This window comes from Roseibium aggregatum (genome assembly GCF_014692675.1).
Taxonomy (GTDB): domain Bacteria; phylum Pseudomonadota; class Alphaproteobacteria; order Rhizobiales; family Stappiaceae; genus Roseibium; species Roseibium aggregatum_C.
In genome coordinates this window covers 1-17,635 of sequence record NZ_JABFCZ010000045.1, presented here as the reverse complement: position 1 = coordinate 17,635, position 17,635 = coordinate 1, and the positions used below count along the sequence as shown (strand labels likewise).

General features: G+C 52.8%; 15 protein-coding genes. 9 read left to right on the top strand and 6 right to left on the bottom strand.

Features of this window, described 5'->3' with window-relative positions:
* Positions 1–189: 189 nt before the first annotated feature.
* On the bottom strand, positions 190–1,626 hold the full coding sequence (locus tag HK439_RS25370) for an ATP-binding protein (RefSeq protein WP_190294294.1): 1,437 nt from the start codon (positions 1,624–1,626) through the stop codon (positions 190–192).
* A gap of 165 nt (positions 1,627–1,791) precedes the next feature.
* The gene (locus HK439_RS25365; protein WP_209012072.1) at positions 1,792–2,976 is read right to left on the bottom strand and encodes a tyrosine-type recombinase/integrase; all 1,185 of its coding nucleotides are present in this window, start codon (positions 2,974–2,976) and stop codon (positions 1,792–1,794) included.
* Positions 2,977–3,346: 370 nt separating this feature from the next.
* Here HK439_RS25365 and HK439_RS25360 point away from each other — a divergent pair, with 370 nt between their 5' ends.
* The gene (locus HK439_RS25360) at positions 3,347–3,544 is read left to right on the top strand and encodes a hypothetical protein (RefSeq protein WP_190294293.1); all 198 of its coding nucleotides are present in this window, start codon (positions 3,347–3,349) and stop codon (positions 3,542–3,544) included.
* Here the strand turns inward: HK439_RS25360 and HK439_RS25355 are convergent.
* Both HK439_RS25355 and HK439_RS25350 read right to left on the bottom strand, forming a co-directional pair.
* Positions 3,541–4,335: a hypothetical protein gene (locus HK439_RS25355; RefSeq protein WP_190294292.1), complete on the bottom strand. Its 795-nt coding sequence runs from the start codon at positions 4,333–4,335 to the stop codon at positions 3,541–3,543. The two genes, HK439_RS25360 and HK439_RS25355, sit on opposite strands and share 4 nt — an antisense overlap.
* On the bottom strand, positions 4,332–6,200 hold the full coding sequence (locus HK439_RS25350; RefSeq protein WP_190294291.1) for a type IV secretory system conjugative DNA transfer family protein: 1,869 nt from the start codon (positions 6,198–6,200) through the stop codon (positions 4,332–4,334). The genes HK439_RS25355 and HK439_RS25350 overlap by 4 nt, the downstream gene beginning before the upstream one ends.
* A gap of 670 nt (positions 6,201–6,870) precedes the next feature.
* Here HK439_RS25350 and HK439_RS25345 point away from each other — a divergent pair.
* The 8 genes from HK439_RS25345 to HK439_RS25310 are packed head-to-tail and all read left to right on the top strand — an operon-like array spanning position 6,871 to position 16,542.
* Positions 6,871–7,473, top strand: coding sequence for a restriction endonuclease subunit S (locus tag HK439_RS25345; protein WP_190294290.1), 603 nt, complete (start codon positions 6,871–6,873; stop codon positions 7,471–7,473).
* Positions 7,470–8,987, top strand: coding sequence for a type I restriction-modification system subunit M (locus HK439_RS25340; RefSeq protein ID WP_190294289.1), 1,518 nt, complete (start codon positions 7,470–7,472; stop codon positions 8,985–8,987). The genes HK439_RS25345 and HK439_RS25340 overlap by 4 nt, the downstream gene beginning before the upstream one ends.
* Positions 8,980–10,005, top strand: a complete 1,026-nt coding sequence (locus HK439_RS25335) for a virulence RhuM family protein (protein ID WP_190294288.1) — start codon at positions 8,980–8,982, stop codon at positions 10,003–10,005. The genes HK439_RS25340 and HK439_RS25335 overlap by 8 nt, the downstream gene beginning before the upstream one ends.
* On the top strand, positions 9,998–11,209 hold the full coding sequence (locus tag HK439_RS25330; protein ID WP_190294287.1) for a restriction endonuclease subunit S: 1,212 nt from the start codon (positions 9,998–10,000) through the stop codon (positions 11,207–11,209). Before HK439_RS25335 ends, HK439_RS25330 begins: the two co-directional genes overlap by 8 nt.
* Entirely contained in the window at positions 11,203–11,724 is a 522-nt protein-coding gene (locus tag HK439_RS25325; RefSeq protein WP_190294286.1) for a hypothetical protein, read from the top strand. The genes HK439_RS25330 and HK439_RS25325 overlap by 7 nt, the downstream gene beginning before the upstream one ends.
* A gap of 2 nt (positions 11,725–11,726) precedes the next feature.
* The gene (locus HK439_RS25320) at positions 11,727–12,596 is read left to right on the top strand and encodes a Kiwa anti-phage protein KwaB-like domain-containing protein (protein ID WP_190294285.1); all 870 of its coding nucleotides are present in this window, start codon (positions 11,727–11,729) and stop codon (positions 12,594–12,596) included.
* Entirely contained in the window at positions 12,593–15,829 is a 3,237-nt protein-coding gene (locus tag HK439_RS25315; RefSeq protein WP_190294284.1) for a type I restriction endonuclease subunit R, read from the top strand. Before HK439_RS25320 ends, HK439_RS25315 begins: the two co-directional genes overlap by 4 nt.
* A complete protein-coding gene (locus HK439_RS25310; RefSeq protein ID WP_190294283.1) occupies positions 15,826–16,542 on the top strand; it encodes a M48 family metallopeptidase in 717 nt (238 codons plus the stop codon). The genes HK439_RS25315 and HK439_RS25310 overlap by 4 nt, the downstream gene beginning before the upstream one ends.
* A gap of 426 nt (positions 16,543–16,968) precedes the next feature.
* On the opposite strand, the gene HK439_RS25305 is transcribed toward HK439_RS25310, so the two are convergent.
* Together HK439_RS25305 and HK439_RS25300 are read right to left on the bottom strand one after the other, a co-directional pair.
* A complete protein-coding gene (locus tag HK439_RS25305) occupies positions 16,969–17,331 on the bottom strand; it encodes a hypothetical protein (RefSeq protein ID WP_190294282.1) in 363 nt (120 codons plus the stop codon).
* Between the two features lie 202 nt (positions 17,332–17,533).
* Positions 17,534–17,635, bottom strand: a 102-nt coding sequence (locus tag HK439_RS25300) for a transposase domain-containing protein (RefSeq protein WP_190294281.1), incomplete at its 5' end; no start/stop codon positions are given.

The following is a 17,635-nucleotide window of genomic DNA, read 5'->3' as shown; positions in this document are numbered from 1 at the left end:
ATGGAGCAGTCCGGTAGCTCGTCAGGCTCATAACCTGAAGGTCGCAGGTTCAAATCCTGCTCCCGCAACCAAATAAAACAACGGCTTAGCGCTAATCCGCTAGGCCGTTTTTGCGTTTAAGGCACATCCCAGGCACAGATAAACGCAATAGCAGCCAATAACTCCCAATCATTCTTCAAGCCGAATGGCTCAAGCTGGTCGGCCTTCAATGACATTGCGCCCAATCTGATAGCAATGCAGCGCGCATGGAAAATGATGGATCATCACGTCGTTGACTTTTGTTTCGGCTGTCTTGGTCCGAGTTGATGCGCCTACAGGTACAGGGAATTTTGCGTTTTTCTCTGCAAACTCAATCAGTCCTTTTAGGTCTTCGGGATGATCGACATATCGGTCGGACCATTTGATTTCATATGCCCAGGTTGGCCGTAGTGTGGCTGGGTTCACGCGGACGAGGTCAACTTCGCGGTCCTGTCGCCCGGATTTCCAACGAGCATAATGAATATTGGTCAGTTGGTCGGAGTGGAACCACTGACTGAATATAGCGGTTTCGGCCATGTTGCCCATTGCGTCGTCATCCTCGGTAAGAGGGGCAAACAAGGCGGCGCGCATTGACGGGTTAGTCAAGTAGACCTTGAACTGACGCATTCGCTGGAAGGTCTTTCCGGAATCATCTACTCGGCGAACTCTTACGATTAGAAAGGCCGCTTCGAGGTACTCTAGATACCGTGTGATCGTGTTTTTGGCGACGCCGGAACTTGACGCTAAGCCCTCTAGGCTAATCTCTTGGCCGGAGTGATATGCTATCGTAGTGAATAGCCGATTGAGTTCCTGAATGTCCTGTATGCCGTAAAGGCTGGGCAGGTCTCGTAACAGAACTTTGTCAACAATATCACGCCCCAGGTACCGCTGTACGTTCTGGCGAATTTGGGGGTTCAGAACGGCTTCGGGATAACCGCCAAAATTCAGGTAGTCGATAAAGGCGCTGTTCAGTTCGTAGATATTTGTCGTCGTAAAGCGCCGACTTTGGCCCTGCTCACTAGAACGGATCAATTTTTTCTCGAGGTCTACAAAATCCAAGAATTCAGCAAAAGTGAGAGGCGGGAGGAAGAAATCCGTAAACCGACCTGCACCGGATTCCTGACTTTTAAGGCGCAATGCGGCAGCTGCTGAACCCGATGCTATGAAACGGGTGTTGGGAAACTTATCGGTCAACACCTTGAGGTGGACCTCCCAATCTTTCAGATATTGGATCTCATCAAAAATAATTATCCGGCGATCATTAGGGTCGTGCCCTGTCTGTTTTTCGAAAAGGGAAATCAACCTCTCTAATGGCATGCCGCTATAGAGAGGGGTGTCAATTGATGCGAATAATATGTTTTTCCGAGGAAACCCTTCTTTTAGAGCGTTATGTACTAGCTGCTCTAACATGACGGTTTTTCCAACGCGACGAGGGCCCATCAGGATAAGCGCTCGGCGTACTTCCCAGTTGAGAGCTAGTTCTTTGAAATTTTTGAAATATGCACGTGTATGAGAAAACCCGGTACCAACCATATCGCCCGAACGTGCCCACCATGGATTATCTCGTTCCAAACTCTGCAAAATATCTTTTTCTGCAATTTCCAACACTCAATCGCTCCGTTAAAATAACGTCAATCAACTAATCTAAAGGCAACATTATCAGCTAAGTTGATGAAAAGCCAATGGAAAAAGTGTTGCGATAAGCGCAACGGGCAAAGAGTTATGCCCGAGGATACGACCAATGTATGCTGGAACCGTGGCTGTGTGGGGGGATTAAAGCCTCTTTTTGTTCCGGGGGTGCTTGAGAGGCTCATTATCATTGTCTGCCGGAGCAAAAATTTTCTGGTTCATACGCTCAACAACTCCCATGGTGTGTTGTTCACTCATGTGGGCATATCGTTTGACCATCTGTAGGGTTTTATGGCCCAAGACATCGGCAATCTCCGCCAATGTTGCTCCGTTCATTGCCAGGTAACTTGCGGCAGAGTGACGGAGGTCGTGGAAGCGGAAGTCCTTGATTTCAGCGTCAGCGAGCGCGTTTTTCCAATCATTTTCAATGAAAACAGGTTTCTTTCCATCTGGCCGAGGAAAAACAAGGTCTGTGCCATCTGGTCTAGATTGCGATAATTGCGTTACGAGTTCCAAGGCCAGCCCAGTTAACGGCAGCGAGCGGCGTTCATTGTTCTTGGTTTCCAAGAGGCGGATTACACACCTCTCAAGGTCAACCTGGAGCCAGGTCAATGACCGGATTTCATTGTGCCGTGCGCCAGTGGATAGAGCCAGCACTACGATAGGGTAGAGATAGCGGTTCTTGCTCTTCTGACATGCCTCAAGAAGGTTTTCCCGTTCTGCATCAGATAAGAAGCGGACGCGGCCACTTGGTTCTTTCGGCCTGCGTACCTTTTTAACGGGGTTCTGGTCGATCCATTCCCACTCATTCACTGCTGTGGTGTAAACAACAGATAAGCTTGCAAGATAGCGAACCACAGTGGCAGGCGATTTGGCCCGACGTTGATTACCCTCTTCATCGAGTAGGGGTCTGCCATTGGAATCTAGCGCTGGCGCATTTAGTAGCGTGTCACGTTTTTCAACGATCTTGGGGGCGTTGACTTCCGTGAGGAGGAGGTCGCCTAACTCGGATTTCCACCAGCGAAGATGGCAGAGGATTGCATTGCGGGCGAGCGGCTTGTTATGCCGAACGGGAACGACCGCATCGATATACCGGTCGATCATATCCCCAAAAGTACGCCGTTTGTTTTCGGCGTCCTTAAAATGTCGACCTTCAAGCATGGAGACTTCGATCTGCTTTGCCCATAAAACAGCATCTGTTTTGCGTGGGAATGTTGCAGATCTGGATGGGTAGCCCTTTATCCTAACGACGGCCTTATATTGGGTGCTGCCATCTTTCTTTTTTCGTTCTGTAATCCAAGCCATATATATAAAATACCAGTAGTTCAAAATATAATATCGTAAAATATACAGCAAAACCAAGGTGTGTGGACTGAAAAATTGGTGCAATATTGGTGCAATAACCTCTAAAAATAGTCATTATTTAACATAATCTACAATAAATGAAGGTTAATTAAACTATTGAAATTATGGATATTTAAAAATAATAGTATACAATACATAATGGCTATGTAGGACTTAAAATCCTTCCAGTGTCGGTTCGAGTCCGACCACACCCACCACTTTCTGAGAAAATATGTAAAATTGGTGCAATTTTGGTGCAACGGCATTCCGCCAGTTTTCAATCGCGCATTCGTGCCGATAAGTAATAAGTAATTGTTCGGCGCAAAAATCGGAAATAGATGGGTGGCGGGCGCTTATGGAAGTCTATGTTTACATCCTTGCGGCGTGCGTTGCCGTGGTCGCCCTGGCCGGTGGGCTGGGATGGTTCCTGATCCGCAGAAGCAATAAGCGGTTTATTCTCCGAGAGCGGGAGAGACGTGAGGCCGAAGAGCGTCAACACGCGGAGCAAAAGCGCCGCATTCAGGAAAAGCTAAAGCAGTTTGACGATGTTTAGAGGCTGACTGCTGCCCCGCTCAGGTCCTCCCAGGCAGAGCCGAAATCGTTTCTTACCGCGTCCAAGTCCGCAAACAGAAACAGCTTTGTGAAGCCTGAGAAGGCGGTTTGAACGCGTAAGCGGTCGCGAACGGCCTCAAGGCTGGCCCTGTTCTCGAAAACCGCCATCAGCCGGTTGCCGCGCTTTATGCCTAGAGCTTCAGCCAGCGCGCCGCTTTCCATGGCGATGCGGTGGCTTTCCATCTGGCGGATGATCCGGGAACGGTCAGTGCCGCTGCGATCCATGCAGACTTCCAGCACCGTGAGCACAGGCGAGCCATCGGCGCGGGACAGGTCGAATACGGCATCGGGCGCGAGCGTCTGTGTGCCGTTCAGGCGTAGCCGCAGCGGTTTTTGAAAATAGTACGCCTGAAAGCCCTCGATCTTCCGGCCCGATTGCGCGGCCCACAGCGTGAGCGCGATATGGCAATCCACCGTGGAACGGCGGTGGAGGTGATCCATCTCGAATTTTGGGGCACCGGGCACAAACGGAACTTCCGCCACATCGATGCGGAGAAAGGCTGCAAGTGTTTGCGCTCCCTTTGCCTTGAGGTGGTACATGCGCGGCAGGCGGCCAAGGCCGGGATAAACGCCCCAGGCCAGCACCCCAATCAATCCTTGGCCTGCGAGTGCACGCAGACGCTCGCCCAGATGCTTCCGGTCCTGTCCAACGTTCAGGCGCTGCATCTGCTCCACCGTAAGAAAGCGGAAGGCCGATAGCGCTTCCAGAATGCGCACTTCAACCGGGGTCATAGGTCGTATTTCGGCCCGGGGCCGTCCAAGGTTGGGGTGTTATTGTCCGCATTATCCAGCGGTCGGTAATAAGCGGCGAGCTGCTTTGTGATGACCTTTTGCCAGTCCGTGTCGCTCATAGCGCGGCGTTCATCGGCCAGATGACCCGCAACATCGAGCACGAACGGCAATTTCCCCCGCCGAGTTACGAGAAACTGCCGATCCTTGAGCTTTTGAAACTCTTCCTGCGGGGTGTTGGTCGAGGCTGCTATGGCCCGATAGCTGGCGATTTCGTTCGTGCCGGTAATTTTAAGCCCCGGATTGCCAACGACCGAACGGGCCAGATCACCCGACATGCCTTGCCCTACTTGCTGCTGGCAGAGGGTGAGGCAAATGCCGAATTTACGGGCGTCAGTCAGGATTTGCTCGACGCTGGGGCCAAGGTAGGTGTGGCATTCGTCCACGATGACATGGGCTGGAATACGTTTGGTTCGGCTGGTGCTTGCGCGCCGGTGGGCCAGGGCGAGAAGTTCCGCCAGAATAAATCGCCCGAGGGCGGTGCTCGCTTCATTCCCCAGCCGGCCTTTTGCCAGATTGAAGACGATAACTTTCTTCTGATCGATCAGCTTCTCCAGATCGACGGTTGACTGCCCGGTAAAGAGCGGGCGACCGGCACGCAGCATAACCCGCAGTTTGGTTGTGATCGCCAGTCGGGTTTGCTGGTATTGCGGGGCCTGAAACTCCCCGGAAAAGAAACTGGCTTCGCCTGGAGGCAGCAGACGGCGGGCTTCTTCAATCAGATCTACATTCTCAGCGCTGTTCATGAACCGGATGAGATCCGCCGGGCTGCGGTTCGGTTGACCCATCAGGACCGGAACAACATGGTGCAGGATGTTGCGCATGGGAATGGTAATGGACGCGCCTGAGTCTTCGCCGAGCACTTCTTCCAGCGCTTCTATGAATTGTTGAGAATCTGCTGGCGTCGGCTTCCGCCCGCCCAAGTCGAAGGGATTGATGCAGGGTGTGTGATCAGGTGACAGGTAGGGATCGACATAGACGAGCCGGTCATGGGCTTTACCGCCGGGGGCGAATTCAGGCCAGCGTGCGATCTGTTCCGCCATGTCGCCGTGAGGATCAATCACAACGACGGCGCAATTGCCGATGTCGGTCAGACCATGAGTCAGCAGTTTGAGAAGTTCCGTCTTGCCGGAACCGATTGCGCCGGTGACGTAGGTATGCCGCAACATGGCGGCAGCCGGGAGCCGGGCGGGCAAGGGGCGGGACAGGAAACTCGCCATGCCCGGTGCGGCGGCCTTCAGATAGGCGATGTACCCAGCGAGGTCCGGCGTCCAGCTCAGGGGCGTTTCGGCATCGTACCCGCCTTTGAGCATGAGGAAGCGCAGATCCAGCGGACGATAGACGGGCGTCTCGGTTGACTGAACTTCTCCGGCATCGACACGTCCGCGATAGCGTATCCGCGTAACGGAGACGGGCCGGATGGGCCTGGCCACGTTGTGGAGGTATTGCGGGTAGGTCAGAAATAAATAGCCGAAGGTCAGCAAGGCGGTCACGTCCTTGCCGGTTATCCCGTAGCCGGAGAGCTGTCCGTCCCACGGTATGGCGGGAAGGTCTTCAACGCTCAGATCGTTCCAATCGCCGCGCTTGACCTGGTCGTCAATCAGGGCACGTTTTTCCTTGAGCCAGTCCGTGGTAACTTTCTCGACAATCGGAAGGCAGTGCGCGGGGGTAACCGATCCGGCAAAGATCGACGGCCCAGCGTTGCTGTCCGCGTCCGGATGGACCAGTCCGAGCAGGTCGCAAATACGGTGCTCGTACTTGACGGTGTTTGCTTTGCGCGGGCGTTCCAGCCAACTTTTCGGCAGCATCCGATCCCCCTCATAAGACGCCGCAAATAACCCCTAAAATAGGTCCCCATAAGAGAGCCGCATTCCGGCTGGTTTATCAATAGCTAAAGGACGAAAAGCGGGCAGACTTATCGCTCACTTGTGTTCGCTCTCCCTGTTTGGGCGCAGGGCGGGCTTTATCTTGGTTTCCAGGTTGGCTTAAACCTGTCATGTTTGAACGCGACGGCAAAGAGCGATCCTGGTAGAATAATCAAATGCATTGCCCAGGAACGTGGTACCGGAAGGGGAAGGGATTTTTCCTTCGCTAACGAGGCAAAATATATATTGTGCCACAATAACTCCCTTTTGAACGCCCGTCATTAGCGGTCTAAGTGCCCGGTTTCCGGTCCCTTTCGTGGGATTATTCGTGGTCCAATAGTTTCGCTATACCTAAATCCATTCAATCGCCTCCGGCGACCTCAAGGAACGGTAAGCTCAGGCATTCGCCCGCCAAGGGCTCAAGCATCATTAGGTGGTCCAGCAAATGTGGATCGCACCTCGGATAATCTCAAACAGGAGCTGGGCGGCACTATAAAAAATTGGATAACATAAGCGCGCAAAAAAGTGCTGTAGGATTATTTACAGAAAATTCTTGACACAAACAAAATTGCGACGTATATGTATCTGTAGAATAAATTACAGAGAATTTTATATGCGGCTTTCAGAAGTGTGTGATATTCAAACAGGCTATACGGCTCGAGGTAGGCTCGAAGCCGCTGATGCTGACGGTGTGCCCGTCATCACTCTTCGCGATTTTGGGGGTGACGGTGTTGTGCGGGCGTATGCCTTGCAGCGTGTAAAGCTTCAGTCTCCGGATCAACGCTACTACGTCGGTGCCGGGGATGTGGTCTTTAGGTCGCGGGGTGAGAAGAATACTGCTTTTGCGCTTGGTTCTGATTTTCAAGAATCTTCGGTGGCCGTACTTCCGTTAATGATCATCAGGTCAAAAACGGGTAATATTATTCCCGAATATTTGGCGTGGTTGATAAACTCCCCAAGGTCCCAATCCTATTTTGACGCTGAAGCGCAGGGGACCAATATGAGGATGATTTCCAAATCAGCCTTAGATGATTTGGATATCTTGATCCCGGAAGTTTCCGTTCAGCAAAAAATTGTTGAAGTCGCTGGGCTCGCCTCCCGCGAGAGGGAACTTTTGTCCAACCTGGCTGACAAACGGGCGCGTTTAGTTTCCGCGTCTCTAATGAATATCGTCGAAAACTTCGGCGCAACGACTCAAAAAGGACTGTCGCAATGACTGACCAACTCACTCAACAACAAGTCAACCAGACGGCCTGGGCTGCGTGCGATACTTTCCGAGGCGTTGTCGATGCCGGTCAGTACAAGGACTACATCCTCGTGATGTTGTTCCTTAAATACATTTCAGACCTCTGGAAAGACCATGTGGAGGCCTACCGTAAGCAATTCGGTCATGATGATGCCCGCATCCGCCGCCGTCTTGAACGAGAGCGTTTTATTTTGCCGGAAGGCGCGAGCTTTTATGACCTTTATGAAAAGCGTAACGAAGCCAATATCGGCGAGCTGATCAATATCGCGCTGGAAAAAATTGAAGACACCAACCGCGCCAAGCTGGAAGGCGTCTTTCGCAATATTGACTTTAACTCTGAAGCTAACCTTGGCCGGGTGAAAGACCGTAACCGACGTCTCAAAAATCTTTTAGAGGACTTTGCCAAACCTGCGCTGGACCTAAGCCCGTCGCGCGTCAATGAAGACATTATCGGCGAATGCTACATCTATCTCATCTCTCGCTTTGCTTCCGATGCTGGAAAGAAAGCCGGTGAATTTTACACCCCGACCGCCGTTTCCAGTCTTTTGGCGAAATTGGCGGCCCCTAAGCCGGGCGACACGATTTGCGACCCCGCCTGCGGTTCGGGTTCGTTGCTGATCCGTGCGGCTGAACAAGTCGGCTCTGATAACTTTGCGCTCTATGGGCAAGAGGTGAACGGCGCTACCTGGGCATTGGCGCGCATGAATATGTTCCTGCACTCCAAGGACGCTGCCCGCATTGAATGGTGTGACACGCTGAACAGCCCCGCCCTGATTGAAGGCGACCAGTTGATGAAGTTTGACGTGGTTGTCGCCAACCCGCCATTCAGTCTGGACAAGTGGGGTGCGGAGGAAGCCGCAACCGACCAGTACAATCGCTACTGGCGCGGCATTCCGCCCAAATCCAAGGGCGATTACGCCTTCATCACGCACATGATTGAAATTGCCAAGCGTCAGAGCGGTCGCGTTGCCGTGATCGTTCCCCATGGCGTGCTGTTCCGTGGCGGGGCGGAAGGCAAAATCCGTCAGGCTTTGATCGAAGAAAACCTGCTTGATGCTGTGGTTGGGCTTCCGGCCAACCTGTTCACAACAACGGGCATCCCGGTTGCCATTCTGGTCTTTGACCGGTCACGGGAACAGGGCGGGGAGAATGAAGCGCGCAAGGATGTTTTGTTCATCGATGCCAGCAAGGAATTCACACCGGGCAAAACCCAAAACGTGATGGATGAGGGGCATATTGCCAAGGTCCTGGAAACCTACGCCAGCCGTGCTGAGGTGGAGAAATACTCCTACAAGGCCAACCCCGAAGAGATCGCCGAAAATGACTTCAACCTCAACATTCCTCGCTATGTGGACACGTTCGAGCCTGAAGAGGAAATCGACGTGGCTGCCTTGCAAAAAGAGATTGTGCAAATCGAAGCCGAGCTTGCCGACGTGCGTGGGCGCATGGCCGGTTACCTGAAGGAGCTGGGCGTCGATGTCTAAGGGAGAGTTGATCCTCTACAGCACAGATGACGGCGCGGCCACGGTTGGCCTGCGGGCTGTGGATGGTACCGTGTGGCTTAGCCAGCGGGAGATTGCCGAGTTGTTCGACAAGGATGTGCGCACCGTCAACGAACATGTCAAAAATGTCTTTGAAGAGGGTGAGTGCGACCCGGCGGCAACTATCCGGAAATTCCGGATAGTTCAAACCGAGGGTGCCCGTCAGGTGGAGCGGGAAGTCGATACCTATAACCTCGATGTGATTCTTTCTGTTGGTTACCGGGTGCGTAGCCCGCGCGGCACGCAATTCCGACGCTGGGCGACCACGGTCTTGAAGGACTACCTCGTCAAAGGCTTCGTCATGGACGATGACCGCCTGAAACAGGCGGAGCAATGGGATTACTTCGACGAATGGCTTGCCCGCATCCGGGATATTCGAGCGTCGGAAAAGCGCTTTTATCAGAAAGTACGCGATCTTTACGCCACCGCAGTTGATTACGACAAATCGTCCGAGCAAGCCCAGGCCTTCTTCAAAAAGGTGCAAAACAAGATGCTCTGGGCTGTCACCGGCAAAACGGCGGCGGAGCTGATTGAGGCTCGCAGCGATGCTGATGCCCCAAATATGGGTCTGACCAGCTGGAAAGGCTCCATCGTCCGCAAAGGGGATGTGGGGACGGCCAAGAATTACCTGAAAGCCGACGAGGTTGAGGAGCTCAACCGCATCGTCGTCATGTATCTGGATTATGCTGAGGACCAGGCCAAACGCCGCCGCGCCGTCACCATGGCCGAATGGGCGGACAAGCTGGATGCCTTCCTGTCCTTCAACGACCGGAAAGTCCTGACCCATGCGGGCCAGTTGCGCATGGATGTGGCCCAAAAACTCGCCGCCGAACGCTATGAGATTTTTGATGCCAACCGCGCCAAGGCCGAAGCCCTGGCAGCGGATGAAGCCGATATCGCCGAGCTGGAGGAAATCGAGAAAGCCGCCAAAGGGCGGAAGAAGGGGTGCAAGGATGCTTGATCGTTGGGAATCGGAGCAACTTGGTGCGCTAACGTCCTTGATCACCAGCGGCTCTCGGGGATGGGGTGAATTCTATTCTGACAATGGCAATCCCTTCATTCGGATGACAAATCTTCCTCGTGAGGGGATTAGATTGGCATTGTCAGATCTTCGCTTTGTCAAGTTGCCGGGTGGCTCGTCGGAAGGTCAACGCACGCAAATACGCAAGGGCGATATCCTGATCTCGATTACAGCAGAGCTAGGAAAGATCGGCTTCGTCGATTTTGAGCCAGATCGGGCGGCCTATGTGAATCAACATGTATGTTTGGTCCGTCTCCAAGAAGGTTCTGTCGACCCAGAGTTTTTGGCTGCATATCTGGCTGCAGCACCCCAACGGAAGTTATTTAATAGACTAAACGATGCAGGCGCTAAATCTGGTTTAAATCTCAAGACGATTGAGCGCTTCCCCGTTCGTTTCCCCCCACTCCCCGAACAGCGCAAGATCGCTGAAATCCTGCGGGCATGGGATGAGGCCATCGAAAAACTGCAAGCCCTCCGCGCGGCGAAAGAAAGTAGGTTTGCAGCTATTTCTCAGAAATTACTTGGACCGTCCAGGGCGATTGGCCGCAACATCCCTAACTCAAATTGGACTCTGACGACGTTTGGAGATGTGTTTACAGAGAGAAAAGACCGAAGCAATGGTCTTGGGGTCGATGATGTTGTGACCGTTGGAAAATATGCGATCCGAAAGCAGTCGGAGCACTTTTCGCGGTCTGTCGCGAGTAAAGATCAGTCAAATTATTGGGTAATATCCTCTGGAGATTTTGTCTACGATCCAATGTCAGCATATTACGGTGCGCTTGGTCGATATGATGGCGTTCAAGATGGCATCGTTAGTCCCGCCTATCGTGTGGTTCAGCTGTGTCCTTCCGTTTGCAGCGATTTTATGGTGGACCTTCTCCGATCACATCATATTAGGTTTTTGCTCGAAACAAGGTCTAGCCAAGGAAATAAAGAAGGCAAACGGCGGTTGCTTCAACGCGATGAGTTTGCGGGAATTGAGTTCAATCTACCTCCAATGACAGTGCAAAAGGAGATTTCTCGAAAGCTGGCTCTGTTCCGACAAGATATCGCGGCAACGGAGAAGGAGATTGAACTAGTTACTAGCCAAAAACGCGGCCTGATGCAGAAACTGCTGACAGGCGAATGGAGAGTGGCATGCTGAATTGGATGGCAAAGCTCCTTCTGACCAGTACGGCTATTGCGCCTGTGCTGCTGACTTACGCCTGGGTTGCTTATCAGGCTGGGGAAAGTAAGCAGGCCGGCACGTTACTGGGTGTGTGCATCGTTCTCATACTGGTTTGCCTTGGACTGCTCCGCTATGCAAAGGCGAACCTCGAACGGATGAATTTTTCTCCGACGACGGTGGAAGCGGCAGACCGCGAGAATATGGGCTTTTTGCTGCTGTATCTGTTGCCGTTGTTCACGGCCCAGTTTTCGACCCTGAACTGGCAAGTATGGGTTCCTGCAATTGTTATCTTCGCAGGGGTCGTGGCAACCGGCTACAGCTATCATTTCAACCCGCTGCTGGGGCTCTTGGGATGGCACTTTTATAAGGTCAGTACCAAGGAAGGTGTGACCTACGTGCTCATCACCAAAAAGCAGCTTCGTAACGCAACCGAGGCGATAGAGGTCGGGCAGCTCACCGAATACATCGTCATAGATGTAGGAGGGCACTAAACATGCCACAGAATCTTTTTGCCGCGTGTCGGGACAATAATGGACAGCTTATTGCCAAGCGCGTGCGCCTCGATAGTACGGTGCAACAGCAGGTCGAGACAATTTTCAGGGATCAGGAAGCGTCTTTCAGGGCTGGCGTCACAAGCGAAGTTGCCTTTGATGGCGCCTGGAATCCTGACGAGGATGAGTTCTTGACCATCGATATCCCAGTCGAAGCTGCGGTCTTTGCCAATACGATAAACGCCAACGCTGTTGCCATTCCGGACATTAACACGGCTGCGTTTGCGGGCGAGGGTATCAAGGCGCTCTTCACTGGCAGTACAGCGAATGGTGTGAGCAAGGTTGTGGTTCAGCGCTTCACATCGCAACAGATGTTGGAGCGCAAGTTTGCGTTGCTTCAGCACGGTAACGCATTTCGCCGCCTGTCGGATCCTGCTTTCTCTCTGGATACGTCGCTTACCTGCATTATCGAGGGGGGTAAGATTAAATTTAAGAGCCAGTTCAAGCTGCGCTCAATTATCAATATGTTTGATATCTACCGAGCCGCCACCGATCAGGAAGTGCAGACCTTCGCCGGTCATGCCAGCTTGGAAGTTGCCGACGTTTCAGCTTTCGTGGATGTCACAAATCAGGCCACACGGAAGCTTATCCATGCTGTTGCTAAAAATGGGACTCTGGATACTTACACCCCAGCCGCAATTCAGGCGGCGGCGCAAGCGACAGGCCTCGGCATTGATGTACAGAATGGCAAGATTGTTATGCCTGCGGATCATGGCGAGATCAAAGCCCTATTACAATTCTTGAATGAGAGCCGATATACAGGCCCTCTGTCCGGCCAGCCCTTTGTAACAAATTCTCAGAGGCCTGTATGATTGGTCAAACCAACCAACTAGGCTTTAACGCCGCTGAAAAGCACCAATCCCAGATTCCAGCACTTCAGATGCTGGTTGCGCTTGGCTTTAAGCCGCTTTCTCAGGCGGACGCCCTGGAGCAGCGGGGCGGTAGGCTTCGCAATGTCACGCTTGATGATGTGTTGGCTGAACAGCTCTTGAAAATCAACAGCTTTACCCATCGGGGGAAAGAGTACTCTTTCGACCTCGCCGATGCCCATGAGGCGATGCGGCGCTTGAAGCCGACGCCTGACCGGATGAAGGGGCTGAAAGGCACCAATCAGGATATTTATGACACGCTTGTTTTGGGCACGACTATCACTAAGACGATTGATGGCGATTCCAAGAGCTATTCTTTCCGCTTTATCGACTGGGACAACCCGCAAAACAATGCTTTTCATGTAACGGCTGAACTGTCTGTTGAGCGCACGGCCAGCACCCAAACAAAGCGGTGCGATATTGTCGCCTATGTCAACGGCATCCCCTTTGTCGTTATTGAGAACAAGCGCCCAACCGAGAGCCTGAAAAAGGCCGGTAGCCAGTTAATCGGCTATCAGAACGAGGACAACATTCCACAGTTGTTCCATTTCTCTCAGCTGCTCTTGACCATGAACCGGATAGAGGCGCGCTACGCCACTGTGGGCACGCCGCAGAAGTTTTGGCAGACATGGCGAGATGAGGAAGACACCGATGAGGTGATTGCCCCCGTTGCGAACCGGCCCTTGACCGAGGCGGAAAAGGCAGCCGTTTTCTCTGGCGACTTCGCAGACGCGCGGGCCTATTTTGAAGCCATGACCGCAGAAGGTGACAGGGCTGTCACCGCGCAAGATCGTGCCTTGTTCGCATTGTGCAGGCCGGAGCGCCTTCTCGATCTAGTACGCCGTTTTACCGTGTTCGATGGAGGGGTGCGCAAGATTGCCCGGCACCAGCAATTTTTTGGTATTCGCACCGCCGTTGAACGGGTCAAACAGCGCGATATTAACGGTATCCGCAAGGGCGGGGTTATCTGGCACACGCAAGGGTCGGGCAAGTCGCTGACCATGGTCATGCTGGGCCGATCTCTGGCGTTGGACAAGGATATCGTCAATCCCCGTATTATCATTGTCACGGATCGTGACGACCTCGACAAGCAGATCAAAGGGACGTTCAAATCTTGCGAGCTTGAGCCTGTTCGGGCCACTAGCGGCACGCATTTGCTGGAGCTGATCCGCAACAAGGCGGCTTTGGTTACGACCATCATTAATAAGTTTGACACGGCAGCCCGAGGCGGCGACGTGGCTGACGAGGATGCGAATGTCTTTATCCTGGTTGACGAGAGTCATCGCACTCAAACCGGTCGGTATGGCGGGCACAGCCAATTCGCTATGAAGATGCGGCGCATTTTGCCAAAGGCCTGTTATCTTGGTTTTACCGGTACGCCTCTCCTGAAAAAGGAAAAGAACACGCTTTCCACCTTCGGGGGGCTGATCCACAAATATGCAATTGACGAGGCCGTTGCTGACGGTGCCGTTGTTCCGCTTCTCTATGAAGGGCGTTTGGTCGAACAACAGGTGTCGGGTGGTGTTATCGATAGTTGGTTCGACAAGATCAGTGAAGGGCTGAACGACAGCCAAAAAGCCGATCTTAAGGCCAAATTCTCGCGCATGGATGCGCTTGCCAAAACCAGTCAGGCAATCCGGGCAAAAGCTTTTGATATTTCCGAGCACTATCGTCAGCACTGGCAGGGGACTGGCTTCAAGGCACAGTTAGTGGCGCCGTCCAAGGCTGCGGCTGTTCGCTTCAAAGAAATGCTCGACGAAATCGGACATGTAACCAGTGCGATTGTGATCTCGCCGCCAGATGATAATGAAGGCAATGAAGAGGTTGATAAAGAATCCAAGGACCTGGTGCGCGCCTTTTGGACGAAGATGATGGCGCGGTACAAAACCGAGGATGAATACAATCGCCAGATCATTGATGCCTTCAAAGGTTCGGGTGATCCGGAAATCCTGATTGTGGTTTCCAAGCTTTTAACGGGGTTCGATGCGCCTAGAAATACAGTTCTGTACGTATGTAAGTCCCTGAAAGAGCATAATCTTCTTCAGGCAATTGCCCGTGTGAACCGCCTCTATGAGGGTGAGGGTGCTGAAAAGCAATTTGGCTTTATTATTGATTATGAAGGGCTGTTGGGTGAGCTGGACAAGGCACTCACCACCTACAGCGCATTCGAGGGATATGAAGCAGCGGACCTTGTTGGGACAGTCCACGATGTGCGTGCAGAAATCGCAAGGTTGCCCCAACTTCATAATCAGCTTTGGGACCTGTTCAAGTCCGTTAAGAACAAAAAGGATATGGAGCAATTCGAACAATTTCTTGCAGATGAGGCTATCCGACACGAGTTCTATGAGCGGCTAAGGGCATTTAGCCGTTGCCTCCATATTTCTTTGTCATCTGACAAATTGCTCGATGTGTTCGATGAGGCCAAAATCGATGCGATGAAACGGGACTGGAAACAATTCTCCGAACTTCGGAGAGCGGTACAACTTCGGTACCAGGAAACTGTAGACGTGAAGGAGTTTGAGCCTAAAATTCAGAAGCTTTTGGACGACCACGTTGTTGCCATGCCTGCCGAGACCATCATTGAAATGGTCAACATCAATGACCCCGACGCGCTGAACGCTGTTGTTGAGGAAAGTGGTGTTTCGACTGCATCGAAAGCGGACCGGATTGCCAGCGCTACACGCCGTACCATCACGGAAAAAATGGAAGAAGACCCGAGTTTTTATCAGCGTTTCTCGGAGATGCTGGCGGAAACGATCCGTGATTATCGCGAGAAACGTATTTCAGAACGCGAGTATCTAAACAACGTGATTGATCTGGCGAGTAAGGTCGCCCGCAAGGATCATGGGCGTGCAATACCGGGCGTAATCAAAGGGAATGATGACGGGCAGGCATTCTTTGGCGTGCTTGAAGGTGTGTTAAAGAAAACGGGTGGTGAAACCTTGGCCGCCGATGATGTGGCAGAGATATCTTTGGCGATTATCGGCTTAGTTAAGGCTCATCATATCGTAGATGTCTGGTCCAACGATATTGCGCAAAACAATATGCGCAACGCGATTGATGACTACTTCTTTGACACACTGCGTGATGAAAAAGGCATCGACCTGCCGGTCGAGGTTCTGGACGACCTTGAGCAGAAAATTATGGATCTTGCTCGGGCGAGGTTTCCAGGATGAGCGGTGAGGCCGGTTGCGTAAAATACGGTCAGCACTTGATCGAGTTTGATATTTTGCGGCGAGATCGTTCAACTCTGCAAATATCAGTTGATCCTGATGCTACTGTCGAAGTTGTGGCTCCGATTGAGGCGAGTTTGGATGCTATCTGCGAAAAAGTTCGCAAAAGAGCGGCTTGGGTCCGGCGCCAGCAACGCTACTTTATTCAATTCCTGCCTCGGACTCCGGAGCGTCGCTATGTATCGGGCGAAACACACCTCTACCTTGGTCGGCAATATCGCCTGAAGGTGGTCCCTCATATCCAGGCATCAGTCCGGATGACCCGTGGTTATATCCTTGTGCAAAGCCATAGCCCGGATAATCCCGAATTTACACGTAAACTGGTCGAGGGATGGTACAAGGAACGGGCGTACGTCAAGCTCAGCGAGAGGCTGGAGATAAACCTTCTGCGATTTCCTTCGCCGGAAGAGTATCGTCCGAAAGCGGTGATCGTCCGTCAGTTGAGCCAACGATGGGGTTCTATGTCTCCCGGCTCACGTCTTCTGTTAAATCGCCGCCTGATCGAAGCACCAACGGATGCGGTTGATTATGTTATCACGCATGAGCTTTGCCATATCTCTGAGCCAAATCATGGCCCCAGGTTCTTCAGCTTGCTTGATCGCGTAATGCCCGATTGGCCGAAGAGAAAAGATCGTCTCGAGAAAATTATGGCGTAAAAGAAGCCCCACCACGAGGGCAGGGCTTCTGTCGAAGAGGGGGCCGGTCAGGCCGCCGGGGACAACGGCTTGGAGGCCATTCGATGGCTCTCCAGCCATTTGTTGAACAACGGACGGTCTATGTAGACCCGCTTACCGATCTTCAACAGCGCTGGCTGTAGACCATTCCTTTCGGAGTTGAAAATCCACCAGCGCAAGGTGTCTACCGTGATGAATTGGGCCTCAGCCGCTACCTGCTTCACGGTAGCCAGGTCCCTGTGGTCAACCATGTTAACCTCAATAGTTCGGGGACTAAAAGGAGCAGGAAGACTCAAATATGCCCCAAAATAACCTCTCGTTCAATTCCTGAATTCAATCAGCTTTCGCGTGTGCATAAAGAAGAGGCGGCCCGAAGACCGCCTCTGTTTTTTGCCGGATGGTTTGGGCCTACGGCTTCCAGACCAGCTTGTCGTTTTCGAAGAAGATGACGCAGGGATTAGCCGGATTGTAATTGGGCTTTTTGCGGCAGCTATCCAACGCCGCGCGTTTGGCTGCGGAAATGGAAAGGTCCTTGCCCCAGCGGCCTCCATAAGCGCCGTCTTTGGATACGGCGAACGCCTTGTTGAACGTCGCGGGGGCGTACTTGTTGAGGAAGCAGCTTGTGCAGGTCTTGCCGCCACCGGCCTTTTGAAGGGCAGGGAGGGCGGATTTGTAGGGGTTGCCTGCGCTTTGCGCGGTTTGGCAGGCGGCCAGGGTGATGACGGCAATGCTTGCCAGAACGGCCCGGCGGGGCAGGTGAGGAAGTCTCATTTTGAATGTCTCCAGAACAGAGTGAATGATCGGCGCCGATTGATCTGCGTGACCGCGAACGTTGCGCCCGCGACACAGGCCCCTCGGCTAACCGAGTGACAGAATGCGCAAAACTGTCACCGGGTCGCCTTCTGGCTGGTATGATTCAGCAAGTTGAATCAGCAGCTTAGGAGGGAGAGCGTAAGCGCGAAGCTGCGGCCGTTCAGCTCTTGTAGTTCCAGGGCATGAGAGCGCCGATGTCGCTATTGGGCCAACCGTTGGCGATGCGCTCGAGGGTCTGTGTGAGCCAGGCGTGGGGATCAAG